This window comes from Qipengyuania sphaerica (assembly GCF_019711595.1).
Taxonomy (GTDB): Bacteria; Pseudomonadota; Alphaproteobacteria; order Sphingomonadales; family Sphingomonadaceae; genus Qipengyuania; species Qipengyuania sphaerica.
Genome location: NZ_JAIGNR010000001.1, coordinates 756,031 through 775,427, shown reverse-complemented (window position 1 = coordinate 775,427; position 19,397 = coordinate 756,031). Strand labels below are relative to the sequence as shown.

20 protein-coding genes and 1 pseudogene are annotated in these 19,397 nt (G+C 64.4%); 9 read left to right on the top strand and 12 right to left on the bottom strand.

Annotation, left to right across the window (positions count from 1 at the left end):
- The first annotated feature begins 12 nt into the window (after positions 1-12).
- Complete coding sequence (locus K3178_RS03875; protein ID WP_221570052.1) at positions 13-1,077, top strand: hypothetical protein; 1,065 nt, start codon at positions 13-15, stop codon at positions 1,075-1,077.
- Between the two features lie 59 nt (positions 1,078-1,136).
- Here K3178_RS03875 and K3178_RS03870 read toward each other — a convergent pair whose 3' ends face one another.
- Genes K3178_RS03870 through K3178_RS03855 form a run of 4 tightly spaced genes read right to left on the bottom strand, consistent with a single transcriptional unit; the run spans position 1,137 to position 4,112 of the window.
- Positions 1,137-1,490 carry a DUF2794 domain-containing protein gene (locus K3178_RS03870; RefSeq protein WP_221570051.1) on the bottom strand — a complete coding sequence of 118 codons (354 nt, stop codon included), beginning with the start codon at positions 1,488-1,490 and terminating at the stop codon, positions 1,137-1,139.
- A complete protein-coding gene (gene epsC, locus K3178_RS03865; protein ID WP_221570050.1) occupies positions 1,490-2,179 on the bottom strand; it encodes a serine O-acetyltransferase EpsC in 690 nt (229 codons plus the stop codon). The genes K3178_RS03870 and epsC overlap by 1 nt, the downstream gene beginning before the upstream one ends.
- A 27-nt stretch (positions 2,180-2,206) precedes the next feature.
- Complete coding sequence (locus K3178_RS03860) at positions 2,207-2,818, bottom strand: P-loop NTPase family protein (RefSeq protein WP_221570049.1); 612 nt, start codon at positions 2,816-2,818, stop codon at positions 2,207-2,209.
- Positions 2,819-2,840: 22 nt separating this feature from the next.
- Entirely contained in the window at positions 2,841-4,112 is a 1,272-nt protein-coding gene (locus K3178_RS03855; protein ID WP_221570048.1) for a heavy-metal-associated domain-containing protein, read from the bottom strand.
- Between the two features lie 90 nt (positions 4,113-4,202).
- Here K3178_RS03855 and purM point away from each other — a divergent pair, with 90 nt between their 5' ends.
- From purM to K3178_RS03835, 4 genes and pseudogenes are all read left to right on the top strand, one after another.
- On the top strand, positions 4,203-5,300 hold the full coding sequence (gene purM / locus K3178_RS03850; protein WP_221570047.1) for a phosphoribosylformylglycinamidine cyclo-ligase: 1,098 nt from the start codon (positions 4,203-4,205) through the stop codon (positions 5,298-5,300).
- Positions 5,293-5,865 (top strand): annotated as a pseudogene (purN, locus tag K3178_RS03845) (phosphoribosylglycinamide formyltransferase); the annotation flags it as partial. The gene purM and the pseudogene purN, both read left to right, overlap by 8 nt.
- Before the next feature lie 5 nt (positions 5,866-5,870).
- Positions 5,871-6,080 (top strand): hypothetical protein, encoded by a 210-nt coding sequence (locus K3178_RS03840; RefSeq protein WP_221570046.1) that lies wholly within the window; start codon positions 5,871-5,873, stop codon positions 6,078-6,080.
- A 23-nt stretch (positions 6,081-6,103) separates the two neighbouring features.
- Positions 6,104-7,267, top strand: a complete 1,164-nt coding sequence (locus K3178_RS03835; protein WP_221570045.1) for a sulfotransferase family protein — start codon at positions 6,104-6,106, stop codon at positions 7,265-7,267.
- Here K3178_RS03835 and K3178_RS03830 read toward each other — a convergent pair.
- The 6 genes from K3178_RS03830 to K3178_RS03805 form a co-directional block, all read right to left on the bottom strand.
- Positions 7,264-7,614, bottom strand: coding sequence for a nuclear transport factor 2 family protein (locus tag K3178_RS03830; protein WP_221570044.1), 351 nt, complete (start codon positions 7,612-7,614; stop codon positions 7,264-7,266). The genes K3178_RS03835 and K3178_RS03830 overlap by 4 nt on opposite strands.
- A gap of 132 nt (positions 7,615-7,746) precedes the next feature.
- Positions 7,747-8,169, bottom strand: a complete 423-nt coding sequence (ndk, locus tag K3178_RS03825; protein WP_221570043.1) for a nucleoside-diphosphate kinase — start codon at positions 8,167-8,169, stop codon at positions 7,747-7,749.
- Between the two features lie 88 nt (positions 8,170-8,257).
- A complete protein-coding gene (locus tag K3178_RS03820) occupies positions 8,258-8,680 on the bottom strand; it encodes a hypothetical protein (RefSeq protein WP_221570042.1) in 423 nt (140 codons plus the stop codon).
- 136 nt (positions 8,681-8,816) lie between these two features.
- A complete protein-coding gene (locus K3178_RS03815; protein ID WP_221570041.1) occupies positions 8,817-9,260 on the bottom strand; it encodes a DNA polymerase III subunit chi in 444 nt (147 codons plus the stop codon).
- Positions 9,257-9,409, bottom strand: a complete 153-nt coding sequence (locus tag K3178_RS03810) for a DUF2256 domain-containing protein (RefSeq protein WP_221570040.1) — start codon at positions 9,407-9,409, stop codon at positions 9,257-9,259. Before K3178_RS03810 ends, K3178_RS03815 begins: the two co-directional genes overlap by 4 nt.
- A gap of 15 nt (positions 9,410-9,424) precedes the next feature.
- The gene (locus tag K3178_RS03805; protein ID WP_221570039.1) at positions 9,425-10,882 is read right to left on the bottom strand and encodes a leucyl aminopeptidase; all 1,458 of its coding nucleotides are present in this window, start codon (positions 10,880-10,882) and stop codon (positions 9,425-9,427) included.
- A 100-nt stretch (positions 10,883-10,982) separates the two neighbouring features.
- Between K3178_RS03805 and K3178_RS03800 the strand changes: the two genes are divergently transcribed.
- The 4 genes from K3178_RS03800 to rsmA all read left to right on the top strand — a co-directional run bounded on the left by K3178_RS03800 (position 10,983) and on the right by rsmA (position 16,646).
- A complete protein-coding gene (locus K3178_RS03800; protein ID WP_221570038.1) occupies positions 10,983-13,352 on the top strand; it encodes an LPS-assembly protein LptD in 2,370 nt (789 codons plus the stop codon).
- A gap of 126 nt (positions 13,353-13,478) precedes the next feature.
- On the top strand, positions 13,479-14,822 hold the full coding sequence (locus K3178_RS03795) for a peptidylprolyl isomerase (RefSeq protein ID WP_221570037.1): 1,344 nt from the start codon (positions 13,479-13,481) through the stop codon (positions 14,820-14,822).
- A complete protein-coding gene (pdxA, locus tag K3178_RS03790; RefSeq protein ID WP_425594608.1) occupies positions 14,822-15,832 on the top strand; it encodes a 4-hydroxythreonine-4-phosphate dehydrogenase PdxA in 1,011 nt (336 codons plus the stop codon). Before K3178_RS03795 ends, pdxA begins: the two co-directional genes overlap by 1 nt.
- Positions 15,825-16,646 (top strand): 16S rRNA (adenine(1518)-N(6)/adenine(1519)-N(6))-dimethyltransferase RsmA, encoded by an 822-nt coding sequence (gene rsmA, locus K3178_RS03785; protein ID WP_221570036.1) that lies wholly within the window; start codon positions 15,825-15,827, stop codon positions 16,644-16,646. The genes pdxA and rsmA overlap by 8 nt, the downstream gene beginning before the upstream one ends.
- On the opposite strand, the gene K3178_RS03780 is transcribed toward rsmA, so the two are convergent.
- Both K3178_RS03780 and K3178_RS03775 read right to left on the bottom strand, forming a co-directional pair.
- Complete coding sequence (locus K3178_RS03780) at positions 16,638-17,189, bottom strand: PilZ domain-containing protein (protein ID WP_221570035.1); 552 nt, start codon at positions 17,187-17,189, stop codon at positions 16,638-16,640. The two genes, rsmA and K3178_RS03780, sit on opposite strands and share 9 nt — an antisense overlap.
- A gap of 69 nt (positions 17,190-17,258) precedes the next feature.
- Positions 17,259-19,355 (bottom strand): malate synthase G, encoded by a 2,097-nt coding sequence (locus K3178_RS03775; protein ID WP_221570034.1) that lies wholly within the window; start codon positions 19,353-19,355, stop codon positions 17,259-17,261.
- Positions 19,356-19,397: the final 42 nt, after the last annotated feature.

The window sequence follows — 19,397 nt, the reverse complement described above, 5'->3', positions numbered from 1 at the left end:
GAGAGAGAGGCTATGTACAGCCAGGAAGACCTGAATTCGGCCGTGGCGGCTGGCGCAATCAGCGCCGAGGCTGCCAATGCCCTGCGCGCGCATGTCGCGGCAGAGCGCGATGCCGTTCCCGCCGACGCGGAGCATTTCCGCCTCATCACCGGTTTCAACGACATCTTCGTCAGCATCGGCGTGATCATCCTGCTGATGGCCATGGGCGCGATCGGCGATGCCATCTGGAGCAATAATGACGGCCCCTCGCCCGTCAGCGGCGCACTCGTCGCGGCGACGGCGTGGATGTTGGCAGAGTTCTTCACCGCCAAGCGGCGCATGGCGCTGCCCAGCATCCTGCTGTTGCTCGGCTTCGTGGGCGGCACCTTCTTCGGCCTGCTCGGCCTCGCGGTGACGATTGCGGGTGTAAATACCGGCCCGGGCAACGAGGTCCTTGCGACCCTTCTCGTATCGCTTTCGGGCCTGCTGACCGCAGGTGCGGCATACATCCATTGGAAGCGCTTCATGGTGCCGATCACCATCGCCGCCGGTACCGCTGCCATCGCCGGCACGGTCATCGCGCTGATCGTGGCCGTCATCGGGCCGCGCAATCCCAACATGGAAACGATCATCCTGAGCCTCGTCTTCGTGGCCGGCCTCGTGATCTTCGCTTTCGCCATGCGCTGGGACATGAGCGACCCGCGCCGCGAAACGCGCCGCAGCGATGTGGCCTTCTGGCTCCACCTGCTCGCTGCCCCGATGATTGCACACCCGGTCTTCGCCATGATCGGCGTGATCGATGGCGACAATATCGGAGTGGGCGCCGCAGTCGGTGTCCTCGCGGTCTACATTGCCTTCGGCATCGTGGCGTTGGCCGTCGACCGCCGCGCTCTGCTCGTGTCGGCGCTGGCCTACGTCCTGTTCGCCCTCACCTTCCTGTTCCGCGAATTCGGCGCGGTGGAACTGAGCTTCGCGCTGACCGCGCTGGTGATCGGTTCGGCCCTGCTGACGCTGAGCGCGCTGTGGACCCCGATCCGCCGCAGCGTGGTGAAGGGCCTGCCCACAGACATGCAGGCACGGCTTCCCGCCACCGCCTGATCATCGGACCACCGAGAGAAAGGGCTCGCCGGGAACGGCGGGTCCTTTTTTGTGTCGGATCAGTCCTCGACCGCTTTCAGCAGGCGCCGCTCGACCGGCGCGAGGACGCCGGCAAGTTCGTGGCCGCGCTTCAGGATCTGGCCGTGCTCGCCGAACAGCGTCCACATGCCCTGCTTGGCCCGCAGCGAAGGACGTTTCTCGACCCGCGCCTGTGGGCGTTCGGCATGGCGCACGAAGGCGGCGAAGGTAGCCGCGTCCTTGGTGAAATCCATCGCATAGTCGCGCCACTGTCCGGCTGCGACCATGCGCCCGTATACATCGAGGATCCTGGTCAGCTCGTCCCGGTCGAAGCCGACCTGGCCCGGCTGGCGTCCCGGGAAGGAAACGATATTCGCGCCGTTGGCTGCCGCCATCAGTCGCCGGTACCGCTACGTTGCTGCGGCTCGCGCTCGGCGCGCAGTTCCGCGATTTCGCTACGCAGGGCTTTCAACTCTCCTTCGAGCTTTTCCACGCAGTCGCGGCTGGGGGCGCATGGGTCGTCGCATGGCGTGCCGTAGGGGACGAATTCCTTCTTCCATTCCTCGGCGGCGATCAAATGGCTGCGGGCCTTCAGGGCAACCATGGTCGCTCCTTCGGGCACCTCGTCGAGCACCAGCGCATTGGCGCCGATGCGCGCGCGGCGGCCCACGGTAATCGGGCCGATGACCTGGGCGCCCGAACCGATGATGACATCGTCCGAAATCGTCGGGTGGCGCTTGCCGCCCTTGCCATTGGTCGGGTTCGTCCCGCCCAGCGTCACGTTCTGGTAGATGGTGACGTTGTCGCCGATCTCTGCCGTTTCGCCGATGACGGTGAAACCGTGGTCGATAAAGAAATTGCGGCCGATCTTCGCGCCCGGGTGGATATCGATCCCCGTCACCATCCGGCTCCAGTGGTTCACCAGCCGGGCGAGGAAAAACAGGTCCGCTTCGAACAGCCAATGCGCGATGCGGTGATAGGCCAGCGCCCAGACACCCGGATAGAGCAGCACTTCCCAGCGCGTGCGCGGCGCGGGATCGCGGGCCTTGATCGAGTCCAGATAGGCAATCAGGCGGTCGAACATGGGCGCGATTCTCTCATTTGTAGCGCTTCAAAGCAAGCGCGCCTGCTCGGGGCCCTGAACCGCCTCGAGCGCGTCGCGCCACAAGGACATGGTGGCCGGAGCCATCCGTTCAAGGCTGAGCCGGTCTATTTCGGCGACGATCCGCTCGATGGCGGCATGGCTGCGTTCCATTCGCGGAACGAGATAGGCGGGCGCGCCATCGCCCAGGGCGAGGCCGCGTTGGGCCGCATGACTGAGCATCAGGTCGGCTGCCATATCATCGTCGGGAGGACCGATTTCGAGCTGGAGGGCCGCGCCCATCCGGCTCCTGAGATCAGGCAAGGCGATGTCCCAGCCCTCGCCGCTGACCGTCAGCAGCAACGGATAGCCGTCCTCGCGCGCACGATTCCATGCGTGGAATATCTCGGTTTCGTCCTTCGTATCGGCATCGTCGATCGCCCCGCCTCCGGTGTGGGAGGCGAACCAGCGGGCGAAGAGCGATTTGCCCGAGCGCGGCGGCCCGGCAAGGATCGCGGTTCCGAAGGGCCAGTCCTGCGAGGCAGCCAGGGCCTCCGCCACGCGCCGGTTGGCTTCGCCCAGCACGATGGCCGCAGCTCCCTGCGTGCCCGAATGCGTCAACGGAAGCGCGATTTGCGTCATGCCGGGCAGCCTTGGTCCGCTCTTAGCGGCTGATCAAGAGCGCGGTCGCTCCTTGCTGCACGGTAAAGCCGCGCGCGCGAAGGGCATCGGCAAGCCCGCCGATCGATCCCGAATAGCTGACCGTCATCACCGAAGTGCCGCCGATAGCGGTCGAGCGCACGCCCGTGGAGCGCACACCGGGGGTGCCGCGCACATCGGCGAGGATCGCTCCGAAAGCTGCGGCATCGGGCGAGGCGAACTGGACGGTGTAGAGCGCGACCGAGCCTTCGGGCGGCGGACGATTGATCGGTGCGGCGCTGATGGCCCCCCCGCTCGCCTCGGTGGGTTCGGCAGCGGCAACGGCCTGCGCCTCGTCCTGCGCGCGCAGGCGGCGACCGAGGTCGACCAGCCGCTGGATCGCAGGGTTGAGATCGCCCGTCTTCACGTTGAGCGTGGGGTCGGGCTTGATCGTGCCCGAAGCCAGCGCAACCTGGAACGTCATGTCGAAGCGGCGAACCGCGCGCTGCAACATGGCGTCGAGCTGGTCGGGACCATCGGCCGTCATGGTGAAACTGTCGAGAAACGCGTTGTCGGGCCCGTGCCGTGCGGTGAATGTGCCTTCGATCGGGCCGCCCGGATAGGTGTAGCGCAGCCGGGCAATCGGGATCAGCACATCGGCGGCCCCGAACTCGTCGAGGATATTGCTCCACCACACGCGGCTGCGGCGGGTGGTCTGGCCGTATGTGAGCAGCAGCGATTCGCCGCCAGAACCCTGCGGGCGGACGTAGTTTACCCGGCTCTGCCCGGCCTGGAACTCTGCCCAGGCGCGCTGCCAGGGATTGCGCTGTTCGAACATAAGCTGCGTGCCGCCCGAAACCGTCACCGGCATCACCAGCATCGGGGCGCTGCGGGCCCCTACGCCTTCTTCGCCAAGATAAGCGGACGCGCGCTGGCGGTCGAAAATGACGCCGAGCGTTGCGACATAGCGTTTGGGCCCCAGCCGTTCGCGTTCGATCACGATGGCGGAAACGAGGCCGGCAATGCGCGATTCGGGCAGGTCGGGTCCTTCGAGCTTCTCCCAGGCCTTCACCTGCGCTTCGGCCCAGGCCTTCTCGCGCGCTTCGACGCCGCTGTCGGCACTGACGTCGACCTCGATATCGGAAACCTGGATGTCGCGCGAAGCGGCCACTGCCGCGATCCCGCGGTCACCGCCGACCTGCGCATGCGCCAGCCAGCCCGCCCCGCCCGCAAGTGCGAGGCCGGTAGCGATGATGGCGAGACGGGTGCGCCCGATTGAAGAAATTTTCGTGCCCATGGGGTGTCTGGCGGCCTTTTGCCCAATGCATTCGGGAAATCCAAGCGGGAATGCTGGAAATTCGGTGCGATATGCGCGAAAGGCGCTGGCATGAGCAGCGACACGCCTTCCTACACCTACGAACAGGCCGGAGTTTCGATCGACGCGGGCAACCGGCTGGTGAAAGCCATCGGCCCGCTGGTGAAAGCCACGATGCGCCCAGGTGCGGATGGCGAGATCGGCGGTTTCGGTGGATTTTTCGACCCCAGGGCCGCCGGATACAAGGACCCCCTGCTGGTCGCCGGTAACGACGGTGTAGGCACCAAGCTCAAGCTCGCGATCGATACCGACCGCCACGACCCTGTCGGCATCGACCTCGTCGCCATGTGCGTGAACGACTTAATCGTGCAGGGCGCGGAGCCGCTGTTCTTCCTCGACTACTTTGCGACCGGCAAGCTGGAGAACGGCGTCGCAGAGCGCGTGATCGCAGGGATAGCCGATGGCTGCAAACAGGCCGGATGCGCGCTAATAGGCGGCGAAACCGCGGAAATGCCCGGCATGTACGCCAGCGGCGACTACGACCTTGCAGGTTTCTGCGTCGGCGCGGTCGAGCGCGGAGAACAGCTGACGGGCGAGCGCGTGGCACCGGGCCACATCCTGCTCGGCCTTGCCAGCTCGGGTGTGCATTCGAACGGCTTTTCGCTCGTGCGCCGCCTTGCCGAGGACAAGGGCTGGAAACTCGATCGCCCTGCCCTGTTCGATCAGGACCGGCTGCTTATCGAGACCCTGCTCGAGCCCACCCGAATCTATGTGAAGACGCTGCTGCCGTTGGTGCGCGACGGGCTGATCGACGCGTTGGCGCATATCACCGGCGGCGGCCTGCTCGAAAACATCCCTCGCGTCCTGCCCAAGGGCGCGCATGCAGAGGTCGATGCCGACGGCTGGGACCAGCCGGGGCTGATGGCGTTCCTGCAGGCGCAGGGGAACATCGAGCCTGCCGAAATGGCCCGCACCTTCAACTGCGGCGTCGGCATGGTGCTGGCAGTCGCGCCGTCGAAGGTCGAACTCGTCCGCAGCCGTCTCGAAGAAGCGGGCGAGCAAGTACTGGCGGTCGGCCGTATCGTCGAAGGCGAAAAGGGCTGCACCGTGCGCGGTTCGCAGGGTACCTGGTCCGGTAAAGAGGACTGGGAGGCGGTCCACCTTGGCTGAGAAGGCGAAGGTCGCGATCCTGATTTCCGGGCGCGGCAGCAACATGGCCGCGCTGCTCTACGCCTCGAAACTGCCCGACGCCGTGTACGAAGTGGTGCTGGTCGCCGCGAATGATCCGCAGGCCGAGGGATTGGCGCTTGCTGCCGCCGAGGGTGTCCCGACCTTCGCCTTGTCGCACAAGGGCATGTCACGCGCCGACCATGATGCCGCAATGGAACAGGCAGCGCGCGATGCCGGGGCGGACACCATTGTCCTTGCCGGATACATGCGCATCCTGACCGATGAATTCGTGAAACGCTGGGAAGGCCGGATGCTGAACATCCACCCATCGCTGCTGCCCAAATATCCCGGTCTCGACACCCACCAGCGCGCGATAGATGCAGGCGACAGCCACGGCGGCGTATCGGTCCATCTCGTTACGCCCGAACTCGATGCGGGCGAGGTACTGGGCCAGATGCGCGTAGCGATCCGCGAGGGCGAGACCGCCGACAGCCTTGCGACACGCGTCCGTTTCGCCGAACACCAGCTCTATCCGCGCGTGCTGTCCGATTATCTGGGCCGCGAGAACTGATGCGCCACCGGCTCACCCCTTACGCCTTCTTCCTGGTCGCGATCATCGCGCTGGGCATGGTTGCCCTCGATCCCGGCGGCAGCTGGCAGACCGAGGAAGTCGACATGCTCGACGCGGTGCTGATCACAATCGGCGTCCTCGTCGGCGCGCACGTCCTGCGCAAGATCGGCGAGATCCTCTACACGCGCTGGAAAGACCGCAGGGAGTGATCCCCCCACGCCCGCATCCTTTTGTGCGCTCCCGTTTCGCAGAGCGCGCCAGCGAGCTGATCGAGAAGGTATGGCGGCGCGGCTGGGACGAGAAGCCGCCGCTGGAGCCGGATTACCTTTGGGAGCTCGGCGCGAAAGGCTTCACCGCGGACGATGAAATCTCGATCCGTAGCGCCGAGGATGTCGCCGACTTTCGCCTCAGGCTGGAGAAGCTCTGCGCGGCCTTGCGCGACGAGGCGCAGCTCAATGCCCTGGGTCACACCATGGCCTACGGGCAGCTCAAGAACGCGATCCGCAAGCGCCACGCGCTGGGCCGGTTGTGGCGCGAGGAACCCGGGCTTGCTGCCACGCAGATCGCGCCTCCGATCATTGTGCTCGGCCAGATGCGCAGCGGCACGACGAGGATGCAGCGCCTGCTTGCCGCCGACCCGCATCACGCGGGCACGCGGTTCTGCGATAGTCACGATCCCGTCCCGGCTACACCCGACCTGCGCCCGCTCAAGGCCCGCGCAGCCCTGTTCATGGCGCGCAAGGTCAATCCCTGGCTGGAAACGCTACATCCCTTCGGCGCGACTCGCACGGACGAGGAAATCGGCTGGCTGGCAGCGGCATTGTCACCGGCTTCCTTCGAGGCGCAGTGGCGCATCCCCTCGTTTGTCGCCTTCAGCGAGCAGCGCGACGCTGCGCCGGTCTACCGGGAATTTGCCCGCATACTGCGCACCGACGCGGCCGCACATGGCAACGCGGACAAGCCGCGGGTGCTCAAATGCCCGCAATTCGCCGAGGACCTGCCGGCCTTGCTCGAGCAATTCCCCGAAGCACGGATAGTGCGATGCGAAAGGGCGCACGACGAGGTCCTCGCCAGCAGCGTATCGATGGTCGCGAGCCAGATGGCGTTCCAAAGCGAGATGCGAGATATCGAAGCACTAGAACGCGAGTGGTCGCGCAAACTCTCCCTGCGCGAAAGGCGGATGGAATCGGCCCTGTCCGCCCATCCCAATCCCGCTGCAACCATCGCGTTCGACGATCTCAATTCGGACTGGCTAGGGACCATAACAAAAGCCTATCGCCAGTTGAGCCTCGAATTCACGGCAGCGGCGAATACTGCGATGGAAGACGAACTAACGCGCGCGCGCGGGGACTCGCACGCAAAGCACAAAAACCAAATGGATGAATTCGCGGTCTAGGCGTCGTGAGCGCGCAGCTCGGTGCGCGTAATCTCGATCCGGCGGATCAGCGGCCCGTCGAATTCGACACGCCACATGGTCGGACCACCGACGTCGGCATGCTTGCTCTCTAGCTGGCCGCTCACCAGAATCTCGTCATCATGATGGATCAGGTCCTCAATGATGATTTGCGGGCGGCCGGCCTGCTCCCGGAATTTCCGGTCTTTCTCGATGAAGGCATCAAGACCGTTGCTCGAACCGCTGCGCGCATTGAATATGGTCAGGTCTTCCGACGCGATCTTCTGCAGACGCTCGTAGTCGAGCGCATTCAGCGCCTCCGCCATCTCGCGCACGTGCTGTTCACGCACCTTGCGAGGACGTTTGGGAAGGAGCGACCCGAAAACCATAACGGGCGCACCCTAACAAAGGATGCGCCCGTTCGCTAACTCATTTGTTTTGTTTAGGAATTTTATCCCCAAACAGCTGTTATCAAATGATAATCAGCCGACGAGTTCGCTTTCGTCGAAGAAGAAGTCGATTTCGATCTTCGCATTCTCGTCGCTGTCCGAACCGTGGACCGAGTTCGCTTCGATCGATTCCGCATAGGTCTTGCGGATGGTGCCTTCGTCGGCATCGGCCGGATTGGTGGCGCCCATCACATCGCGGTTGGCCTTCACGGCGTCTTCGCCTTCGAGGACCTGCACGACGACCGGACCCGAGATCATGAAGTCGACCAGTTCACCGAAGAAGGGGCGTTCCTTGTGGACCGCGTAGAAGCCTTCGGCCTGTTCGCGGGTCATCTGGATGCGCTTCGATGCGACGACGCGCAGGCCGGCGTCTTCGAGCATCTTGGTGACGGCGCCGGTCAGGTTGCGGCGGGTGGCATCGGGCTTGATGATCGAAAAGGTGCGGGTAACCGCCATGACATGTGTTCCTTGCGAATTGCGTGTTTTATCGGGGGAGAGAGTTCTCGCGCGCGCCCCTAGCGCCGTGCGCGCGCGCGAGCAAGGATTAGTCGAAGCCGCTGGCGACCGAAAGCTGGCCCTCCGTGACATCGCCGACCCGGGTGACCTGGAGCGCGAAGCTGGTTTTCACATCGAGATTTTCGCCTCCGAGCGTGGTCGTCTCCCCGCCATCGATCTCGATATCGGGATCGATCCCGGCCTCCTTCGCCTGCGCGCGGTAGAATTCGACGATCTGCTTGCGCGGATCGGGTGAGGTAAATTCGACTGTGACGAAGGCGCCCTCACCCTGTTCGACGCGCGTAGTGTTGGTGATCTTCGCCGAAGGATAGGCAGTGAAAGGCTCCGGAAAGCGCGCCTCTACGGCCTCTCCGGCGCGCATGGTGGTGGTAATTCCGGCCGCATCGGTGTGCGTTGCGCGAATTTCTCCCGTCTGAGGATCGATATCGTAGGACCCGACGGGCTCTGCCATTTCGCTTTCCGTCGAAGCCTCGCCTGCGTCATCGGCCTTATTGCAGGCTGACAAAACGAGTACGGGGACTACAAGGATGGCACGCAGGTATCTCATGCCCAATCGACGGGTGAGACTGTCTCAAGTTCCTGAAAGTTCAGCGCCCTTCGCGCCAGCCCCCCTCAGGGGTCTGCTTGAAGATGCGGTTGTCGATCTCGTCCCGCGCCGCCAGATCGCGCCACAGGCCTCGCGCCGCATCGGTCGCTTCGGCATCGAAGAGCAACATGGTGCGGTCGAACCTGGCTGCCTCTTCGCGCCATTTGCCGTCGGCAAGAATGGCCATGCGCGCTTCGTTCGGCGCGTCGCAGCCGCCGGAAATAAGGATCGGCTGGCGCGCGGCGTGCGGGCCGTCTGCCGGGCCATGGGCGAGGAAACTGCCTCCACCCTGCTCCCACAATGTCTTGGAAAGCGCTTCACGCAATCCGTCGTCTTCTGCGACCACCACCAGCCGCTCCCCCGCCTGCAGGACCTTGCGGGCGAGTTTGGCCACTGTGACAGCCACCGGGTCACGGCTCAATTGATAGAAATCGACGCGGGTCATTGAACGCCAGACTTATTCCGCCTGCACCTCTCGGAGCAATAGCGCACTTCGTCCCAGTCGCGCGCCCATTTCTTGCGCCAGGCGAAGGTGAGACCGCAAGTGGCGCAGACCTTGGTCGGAAGGTCTGCCTTGCGCCTCATCTTCGCCATGACGCGGGTTTCCGGTCAGCCTTCTGCCGTGTCGGAGATCAGCCGGTCGATCAGGCGCACGCCGTAGCCCGTGGCGCCCTTGCCCCAGGTGCGGCCCGGCTTGTCCGACCAGGCCATGCCGGCGATGTCGATATGCGCCCAGGGCGTATCGTCGGCGATGAAGCGCTGGAGGAACTGCGCGGCGGTGATCGAGCCTGCGCCCTTGCCGCCGATGTTCTTCATATCGGCGATGGGCGAGTCGATCAGCTTGTCGTAGGCCTTGCCCACCGGCATGCGCCAGACCTTGTCGCCGGTCGCCTCGCCTGCATCGGCAAGGTCCTTCGAAAGCTGGTCGTTATTCGAGAAGAGGCCTGCATACTCATGGCCGAGCGCGATAATGATCGCGCCGGTCAGCGTGGCGAAATCGACGATGCGGCTCGGCTGGAATTCCTCCTGCGTCCAGTGCAGCGCATCGGCGAGAACCAGGCGGCCTTCGGCATCCGTGTTGAGGATTTCGATGGTCTGGCCGCTCATCGAGGTGACCACATCACCCGGGCGCTGTGCATTGCCGTCGGGCATGTTCTCGACGAGGCCCATCACGCCCACGACATTGGCCTTGGCCTTGCGCTTGACCAGAGCGAGCATGCCGCCCGCCACCGCGCCGGCGCCGCCCATGTCCCACTTCATGTCTTCCATGCCGGGTCCCGGCTTGATCGAGATGCCGCCGGTGTCGAAGGTCACGCCCTTGCCGACGAAAGCGGTCGGGGCCTCGCTGCCGCCGCCGTTCCAGCGGATGGCGAGGATGCGCGATTCGCGCGCGGAGCCCTGCCCCACGCCGAGCAGCGAACCCATGCCCATGTCGGTCATCTGCTTTTCGTCGAGCACGATGATTTCCGCCTCGGTTCCTTCGAAGCGCTGCTTGACGCGCTCGACGAAGCTTTCGGGGTAGATGATATTGGCCGGCTCGGTCACGAGTTCGCGGGTCAGTTCGACGCCATCGGCCAGCGCCGCTGCATCTGCCCATGCCGCTTCGATACCTTCGGGCGCGCCCACCACGGTGACGCTCTCGAGCGTGATCTTCTGCTCGTCCTTCAGCTTGGTGCGATAGATGTCATAACGCCAGTTACGCAGGCGCAGGCCAAGCAGGACGTGCGCTGCTTCGTCTGCCGACAGTCCGCTTTCGGACAGGTCGAGCACCATGTCGGCATCGCCGGTCGACTGGTATTTGCCGGCCAGCGCCGCGCCTGCCTTTTCCAGATTGGCGAGGCGTGCCTCGTCGTTCTTGTCGCCAGCCCCTGCAATCGCGAGACGGGCCACGGTGTCTCCATCCTCGACGAAGCCGTCGAAGGTCTGGCCGGCATTGCCCTTGAAGCGGGCGGCCTCGGCACCGGCGCGCATTGCGGCATTGGTTGCAGCAGGAAGCTTGCCCTTGTCGACCACATGCGCAATGAGGCGCGCGCCTTGCGGACGGGACTGGCTGAACTGGATTTTCATGGGATCTCCCGAATACTTGACTGACGGACTGTCGCCCGCAACCCGGGCCGCCCGCTTGAACGCGATTGCGCTTAGGGATGGCCGGTGCGATAGGCAAGCCATGCAAAAGGGCCGCGCCAGCTCTGCCAATGCTGCTTTCCGCCTGTTCGGCACCGCGAGCGCGGTGCTGGCGCTGATGGCTGCCGCCCCATCCTTGGCGCAGGACGGCGCAGCCACGGGCACGGGAACGGTCGAGCAGCCCGAAGGCGAGGATGCGAGCGATCTTCCTGCTCCGCCCGAAGAAGTAGTTCTCGATGCCGATGGCGCGGTCGTCATCGCCAGCGAGGACGAACCCGGCCTGCCCCCGCCCGAATTCAATGCGGCGGGCGAGCGGCAGATCGCATTCGAGGCGGATATCCTCAGCTACGATTCCGATGCCGATGTCACCACGGCAGAAGGCGATGTCATCATGCAGTCGGGCGACCGCTCACTACGTGCCGACAGCGTCAGCTGGAGCCAGCGCACTGGCGTGATCATCGCCAGCGGCAATGTCCGCTTCGTCGATGAAAACGGCAACCAGCTTTACACCGAGCGCGTGGAATTGACCGACGAGTTCGAGGCTGGGGCGATGGAAGACCTGCTGCTCGCGCTGCGCCAGGGTGGCCGCCTCGCCGCCAACAAGGGCGTGCGCGAGAGCGACGGGACGATCGAGCTGGAACAGGCCGCTTACAGCGCCTGCGCCGTGGTCACTCCCGAAGGCTGCAACAAGGACCCGAGCTGGCGCATCACCGCCGACCGCGTGATCTACGACCCGTCCAAGGCGAAGGTCAGTTTCCGGGGCGCCTATCTCGAGCTGTTCGGCCAGCGGCTCATCCCGCTTCCCGGCCTGTCGGTGCGGACCGACGATGGCGGCGTCTCGGGCTTTCTCGTTCCCGACCTCAGGATTTCGGAAAGCAACGGGGTCGAGGTTTCGGGCAGCTATTACGTGCGCATGGCCGATAACAAGGACCTGACGCTCTCGGCCTACCTGTTTTCGAAGACCACGCCGATGGTGTCTGCACAGTGGCGCCACCTGACCGACAAGGGCGCCTACCAGATAACCGGATATGCCACGCACAGCCGCCGCATTTCCGGCTTTACGGGTGTCCCGACAAGCCAGGCCGACCCGCGCGGCTATGTCTTCGCCAACGGCAAGTTCCAGTTCAACCAATACTGGAGCCTGACCGGTTCGCTTCGCCTTGCCAGCGACAAGACCTTCCTGCGGCGTTACGACATCAGTCGCGACGACCGCCTGCGCTCGAACCTCGATCTCGAGCGGATTGACGACAATTCGTATTTCTCGGTTGCCGGGTGGGTGACGCAGACTTTGCGCCTCAACCAGGATCAGAAGACCGTGCCCGTCGCCCTGCCGCTGGTCGATTTCCGCTATCGCCTCGAACCGCCCGTGCTCGGCGGCAAGATCGACCTTCAGGCCAACAGCCTCGCCGTGGTGCGCAAGCTGGGGCAGGAAACCGAGCGTGCCTTCGCACAGGGGCAGTGGAGCAGGCGCAGCATAACCGGCCTTGGCCAGGTCTTTACCCTGACCGGTCTCGTGCGCGGCGATGTCTACCATTCGGATGGCAATGCCCTCAACCCGACGCCATCCTACCGCGGGAACGAGGGTTGGGAATCGCGCGCGATTGCGCTGGCGGCCGCCGATCTCGAATGGCCACTGGTCAGCGAATTCCTCGGCGGCGAGCAAGTGTTTACGCCGCGCGTGCAATTCGTCGTCACCCCGCCGATCAAGAACCTGGCGATCCCCAACGAGGATGCGCGGGCGATCGACCTGGAAGATTCCAACCTCTTCGCCCTCAACCGCTTCCCCGGCTACGACCGCGTCGAAGACGGCGCGCGCGTCACCTACGGTTTCGATTACAGACTGCGGCGGCCGGGTTTCGAGGTCTTCACCACTATCGGCCAGTCCTACCGGCTCGACGCCGACCGCGACATCTTCCCCGATGGCACGGGCCTTTCCGAGAAGGTCAGCGACATCGTGGGCCGGACCGAAGTGCGCTATCGCGATTTCCTCAAGCTCGCGCACCGCTTCCGGCTCGACAAGGACAACCTCGCCGTCCGCCGCAACGAATTCGATGCGACGGTCGGTACCAGCCGCACCTATGCGGAAGTCGGCTACCTTCGCCTCAACCGCAATATCGACACGATCGAGGATTTGCAGGACCGCGAGGAATTGCGCGCAGCAGTGCGTGTCGCCTTTGCCAATTACTGGTCGATGTTCGGGTCGGGCGTGTTCAACCTCACCGACCGCGAGGAAGACCCCACCTTGTCGAGCGACGGTTTCCAGCCGATCCGCACAAGGCTGGGCGTTGCCTACCAGGACGACTGCCTGGAAATGGGTGCGACATGGCGGCGCGATTACATCTCTGCGGGTGATGCGCGGCGCGGCGATACCTTCCAGCTATACTTCAGCCTGAAAAATCTGGGTTTCCGTTAGGCCGCACATGTTGGCAGCACCGGTCAAACGCGCTATCCGCGCGCTCCAATCAGCTACGGTTAAGCCTCGCAAGGCCAAACCCCAGCGCATTCGGGCACCCCGGAGGTGCCGCAAGGGAAGATAAGCGTGAACGCACATATCGTATCGAAATTGCTCGGTTTCACCGCCGCACTCGGCCTTGCCGTGTCGGCGCCGGGCGCAGTGGCGCAGGGTGCCGCGGCGGAAGAAAATACGCTCGGCCTGCCCGAACAACCCACCATGCTGGCCCAACCCAATCCGAATGTGCGCCGCGCGACCGCAATCGTGAACGGTCATGTCATTACCGGCACCGACCTCGACCAGCGTCTGGCACTGCTTGTCAATGCCAACGAGCAGGAAATCCCGCCGGAGGAAATGCAGCGTGTGCGCGCACAGGTGCTGCGCAACCTGATCGACGAAACGCTTCAGATCCAGGCTGCCGAGGCCGAAGAGATCGTCATTTCCGATTCCGAGGTAAACCAGACCTTTGCCCGGGTCGCCGCGCAGAACGACCAGCGGGTCGAGGACATGGAGACCTATCTCCAGTCGATCGGCTCCTCCACCGCCTCGCTCAAGCGCCAGATCAAGGGCGAACTCGCCTGGCAGCGCTTACTGCGCCAGAAGGTCGCATTCTTCGTCAACGTCTCGGCCGAAGAGGTCAACGAGATGATGGAGCGGCTCGAAGCGTCCAAGGGCACCAATGAATACTGGGTCTGGGAAATCTTCCTTTCGGCAACTCCCGAAAACCAGGCAGCTGTCGAGGCCAACGCCACGAAGATCGTCGAGCAATTGCGCCAGGGCGGCAGCTTCGTCGCCTATGCCCGCCAGTTTTCCGAAGCTTCGACTGCGGCTGTCGGCGGCGACCTCGACTGGATCCGCCTGCCGCAACTGGGCGATCCTGCGCTCGAGACCATCGTCGACCAGATGGAACCCGGACAGCTCGTCGGCCCGGTCCAGATCGGCGGCGGCTACTGGATCGTCTATCTGCGCGACAAGCGACAGGTTCTGATGGCCGATCCGCGCGACGCGATGCTCAGCCTCAAGCAAATCCAGATCAGTTTCGATCCGTCCGCCTCGCAGGCGGAAAACGAGGCCAAGCTGCAGACATTCCTCGGCGGCATCCAGAACATGCGCGGCTGCGGCAGCGCCGACGAGACCGCTGCTGCGCTGGGCGCCAACGTGGTCACCAACGACCAGATCCGCGCCCGTTCGCTGCCCGAGCAGCTGCAGAACGTGATCCTCGCCATGCAGGTCGGCGAATCCACGCCGCCCTTCGGCTCGGTGGCGGAAGGCGTGCGCGTTCTGATGCTGTGCGGTCGTGACGATCCGCAGGTCGCCGAAGGCCCGGACTTCGACGAACTGATGGCGCAGCTCGAGGACGAGCGCATCAACAAGGCCGCCCAGCGTTACCTGCGCGACCTGCGTAACGACGCCTACATCGAGTACAACTGATCCCCGCCCCGCTGCCACTGGCTGTATCGCTCGGCGATCCGGCCGGGATCGGGCCGGAGATCATCGCCGAAGCCTGGACGCGCCGCGACGAGGCGGGCCTGTCGCCTTTCTTCGTGGTGGGCGGCGGGGACGTACTCGCCAAGGCGGCGCGAATGCGCGGGCTGGCGCTCGATGTCGTCCGCATACTCGATCCCTCGCACGCGCGCGACGTCTGGAAAGACGCCATTCCGGTGCTCGGCACGCTCGATGCCGAATATCGGCCCGGCATTCCCGATGAGACTGGCGCACACCTCGCGCTCAATTCGCTGGTCGAGGCAACAAGCCGTGCTGCGCTCGGCGAAGCTGGCGGTCTCGTGACCGCCCCGATTTCGAAGAGTGAACTGGCGCATGTCGGCTTCACCCAGCCGGGCCAGACCGAGTTCCTCGCCGATGCCTTTGGCCGCCCGCGCGAGGATGCGGTGATGATGCTCGCCGGCCCCAGCCTGCGCGCCGTCCCGTTGACGGTGCACTGCGCGCTGGCCGAAGTGCCCGACCTGATCTCGAAGGACCTGATCGTCCACCGCGCCCGTATTCTCAACGAGGCGCTGAAGCGAGATTTCGGTATCGAAGAACCGCGTATTGCCGTGTGCGGGCTCAACCCGCATGCGGGCGAAGAAGGGCGTTTCGGCGACGAGGAGCAATTCGTTATCGGCCCGGCCATCGCGAGCTTGGAAAAGGAAGGTCTCGCCATCACGGGACCGCATCCCGGCGATGCAATCTTCACTCCGCGTGCGCGCAAGGCCTATGACGTGGCAATCGCGATGTATCACGACCAGGCGCTGATTCCGCTGAAGGCGCTCGATTTCGACGAGGGCGTCAATGTCACGCTCGGCCTGCCCATCGTGCGGACCAGCCCCGACCACGGCACGGCCTTCGATATCGCAGGCAAGGGCAAGGCCGATCCCGGCGCGATGATCGCCGCCCTTCGTATGGCGGGAGAAATCGCCGCACGGCGCGCTTCGCGTGGCTGACCTCCCTCCCTTGCGCGAAGTCATCGCGCGGCACGGGCTGTCGGCGAGCAAGGCGCTGGGCCAGAACTTCCTGTTCGACGAGCAATTGCTCGATCGCATCGCCGCGCTGCCCGGCAGCCTCGAAGGCAGGCGGGTGCTCGAAGTGGGTCCCGGTCCGGGCGGCCTCACCCGCGCGTTGCTGCGCGCGGGCGCGCAGGTCACCGCGATCGAGATGGACCGACGCTGCCTGCCCGCCCTCGCCGAATTGGGCGAAGCTTTTCCCGGCAGGCTCGATGTTATCCAGGGCGATGCGCTCAAACTCGACCATGACGAAATCATGGGCGGCGAGCCTTACGCCATCCTCTCCAACCTACCCTACAATGTCGGTACTGCCCTCTTCACCCGCTGGATGGGCGGCGAGGAGTGGCCGCCGCAATGGACCTCACTCACGCTGATGTTCCAGCAGGAGGTTGCCCAGCGCATCGTCGCCAAGCCTGGCGCGTCGGCATTCGGGCGCCTTGCCGTCCTTGCCCAGTGGCGCGCGGAAGCGAAGCTCGCGATGAAAGTCCACCGCAGCGCCTTCACCCCGCCGCCCAAGGTGATGAGCGCCATCGTTCATGTCGAACCTGCCGCCATGCCTGAAGGCGTATCGGCCAAGGTGCTTGAACGGGCGACAGAGGCTGCATTCGGCCAGCGCCGCAAGATGCTGCGCCAGAGTCTGAAAGGAGTTCCGGGTGCGGTGGAAGCGCTGGAAGGGCTCGGCATCGACCCGCAACGCCGTGCCGAGACGCTCGAAGTGGCCGACTTCGTCGCGCTGGCCCGCGCCCTAACCTAGGCGCGCGCGCTCCTGCTCGGCGAGCTTGCGCAGCAATTGCGCAGCGATGTCGAGTGTCTGCAATTCCTCGGACAGCTTCATTACGAGGTCCATGTCTTCCGATAGCGCGTCGGCAAGATCGTCGAGACCGCCTGCGACGCGGTGCATGTCGTCGGCTGTGATGAAGGAGCTGTGGAGGCTCGCCTTGCTTTCGCGCACTGGCCCGCGCTCACGCATTTCCTCGACGATCCGCTGGAAGGCGCGATCGACCGATACCTGCGGCTGCGCATCGGGGAACCAGTCCTCGACCACGGTACGCTGCGAGAAGGAAACGCCTGCCTGGTCGCCGCTGCGCCAGACGATCTTGCCCGGGACGCTGAGCGCCCCGCGCCGCAGTTCGACTTCATAGCCCACCAGCGGCAGCGTATCGCCTTCGATCAGCGCGCCGATCGGCGACATGTTGCACAGCCGCACGACGCCTGCACCGGGCTGCGAATGCACGCTGGCGCGCACGAACAGGTCGATGCGCTCCTCGCGGCGCTGCTTGTATTCTACGGCGGACAAAACTGGCGATCCTTGTGTTTATGATCGCCGGTCTAGCTCCAAATATTTACCATATGCTTGAGATGCCGATCAGGCGCTTTCCTTCTTCCGCCGCCGCCATTGGTGGAGCAGTGGTTCGGTGTAGCCGCTGGGCTGTTCGACACCCTTGAAAATCAGGTCCTTGGCGGCGCTGAAGGCGGGCCCGTCCTCATTTTCGAGCAGCGGCTCGTAGAAGGGATCGCCCGAATTCTGCTGGTCCACCTTGGCCGCCATCCGGCGCAGCGACTCCATTACCTGGCTCTCCGAGATCACCCCGTGAAGCAGCCAGTTGGCGATATGCTGGCTGGAGATTCGCAGCGTAGCGCGGTCTTCCATCAGGCCCACGTCGTTGATGTCGGGCACCTTGGAGCAGCCCACGCCCTGGTCGATCCAGCGAACCACATAGCCAAGCAAACCTTGGCAATTGTTGTCGAGCTCTTCGCGGATTTCGTCCTCGGACCAGTTGGTCCCATCGGCGAGCGGTATCGCGAGCAGTTCGTCGAGCTTCGCGGCATCGCCCAGCCCTTTCTGGATCTCGAACACATTCTCGCGGTGGTAGTGGATCGCGTGGAGCGTGGCGGCCGTCGGGCTCGGCACCCAGGCCGTGTTCGCCCCTGCGCGCAGATGGCCGATTTTCTCCAGCATCATCTGGCCCATCAGATCGGGCGCGGCCCACATGCCCTTGCCGATCTGCGCGCGGCCCGAGAGGCCATGTGCGAGCCCGATCCCGACATTGCGCGCCTCATAGGCCTTGAGCCAGGCGGAGTTCTTCATCTCGCCCTTGCGCATCATGGGGCCGGCCCGCATCGACGTGTGGATCTCGTCGCCCGTGCGGTCGAGGAAGCCTGTGTTGATGAACACGATCCGGTCCTTCACCGCTTGGATACAGGCGGCGAGATTGGCGCTGGTGCGCCTCTCCTCGTCCATCACGCCGACCTTGATGGTGAAACGCGGGAGGCCCAGCAGGTCCTCAACTGCATCGAACAGATCGTTGGTGAAGGCGCATTCTTCCGGCCCATGCATCTTGGGCTTCACGATGTAGATGCTGCCTTTCCGGCTGTTGCCGTATTTGCCCAGCCCCGCAACGTCCTGCGCCGAGATCGCGCTGGTCATCACCGCATCCAGAATGCCTTCGGGTATCTCCTTTCCATCCCACATCATGGCCGGATTGGTCATCAGATGGCCGACATTGCGCACGAACATCAGGCTGCGACCGGGCAGCGTGTGTTCATCCCCCTCGCCATCGGTGTAAGTGACATCGCCAGCCAGTTCGCGGGTCAGCGTCTTCCCGCCCTTCTCGAAACTCTCGGCGAGGTCGCCGCGAATGATGCCCAGCCAATTGCGATAGGCGAGCAGCTTGTCCTCTGCATCGACCGCCGCCACCGAATCCTCGCAATCGGCGATTGTCGTCAGGGCAGCTTCAAGGACGATATCTGAAATACCAGCCTTGTCCGACTTGCCGATGGCGCTCCCCGGATCGATCCGCAATTCGATGTGGAGGCCGTTATTCCTGAACAGCAGCCCCCCTTGCGTCGCTCCGACCCGCTGGCCCTCGTTCTTCAGCCTGACTTCGCTGGCATCCGAAACGTCGGCCCAGCTGCCATCCACCAGCGGGAGAACCTCGTCGAGGAACGTGCGCCCCTCGGCGATGACAGCCGCACCGCGCGCCTCGTCATAGCCTCCCGGCCTTGCCGGCGGCGCATCCAGAGCGTCCGTCCCGTAGAACGCATCGTACAGACTGCCCCAACGCGCATTGGCGGCGTTGAGCAGAAAGCGCGCGTTGAGGATGGGGACCACCAGCTGCGGCCCCGCCATGGTGGCGATCTCCGGGTCGACATTCTCGGTCCCGATCGTGAAATCGCCCGGCTCGGGGACGAGGTAGCCAATCTCTTCAAGGAAAGCGCGATAGGCACCCGCGTCATGAGGCTGACCCTTGCGCTCGATATGCCAGGCATCGATGTTCGCCTGCAATTCCTCGCGCCTTTCGAGCAGCGCGCCATTGCGCGGCGCGAACTCTCCCAGCAGCGCCGCGAAACCCTGCCAGAATGCATCCGCCTCCTTGCCCAGCGGGGGCAGGACGTCGCTTTCGACGAATGTGGCAAGCTCCCGGTCGACCTCGATACCGGCGCGCGTCACGTAATTGCTCATGGAACTCCTCAAAGGTAATCGAACTGGCGATGTGGACCCGGG